This window comes from Bradyrhizobium sp. Kon69 (assembly GCF_055807515.1).
In genome coordinates, this window is the sequence record NZ_JBVVOS010000091.1 from 1 (window position 1) to 670 (window position 670).

The 670-nt window shown below is 56.4% G+C and carries 1 protein-coding gene; it reads left to right on the forward strand.

Annotation, left to right across the window (positions count from 1 at the left end):
• Positions 1–572: response regulator (locus AC0L3U_RS38320; protein WP_473364950.1), on the forward strand; the 572-nt coding region annotated here is incomplete at its 5' end.
• Positions 573–670: the final 98 nt, after the last annotated feature.

The following is a 670-nucleotide window of genomic DNA, read 5'->3' on the forward strand; positions in this document are numbered from 1 at the left end:
GGCGCAACCTGACCCGCGATGAAGAAGCGGAACTGCGCAAGTATTCGCGCTCGATCATCATCAAAGGCGCCCGCTCTCCGGAGCGCCTGCTCGATGAAGTCACGCTGTTTCTGCACAAAGTCGAATCCCAGTTGTCCCATGACCGCCAGAAGATGCTCAAGACGGCGCGCAGCCGCGACAAGGTATTCGAAGGGCGCAAGATCCTGCTGGTGGACGATGACGTGCGCAATATCTTCGCCCTGACCAGTGCGCTGGAACACAAGGGCGCCGTGGTGGTGATCGGGCGCAACGGCCATGAAGCCATCGCCAAGCTCAATGAAGTGGAGGATATCGATCTGGTTTTGATGGACGTGATGATGCCGGAGATGGATGGCTACGAAGCGACGGCTCTGATCCGCCAGGACCCGCGCTGGAAAAAGCTGCCGATCATTGCCGTGACCGCCAAAGCCATGAAAGACGACCAGGAGCGTTGCCTGGCCGCAGGTTCCAACGATTACCTGGCCAAACCGATTGATCTGGACCGTCTGTTCTCATTGATTCGTGTATGGCTACCGAAGATGGAACGCATTTAAGTGGAGCGAAGTTTTTTGGACAAAAGCAGCGACATCGAGCTGCGCCTGTTGATCGAGGCGATTTACCTCAAGTACAGCTACGACTTTCGCGACTACTC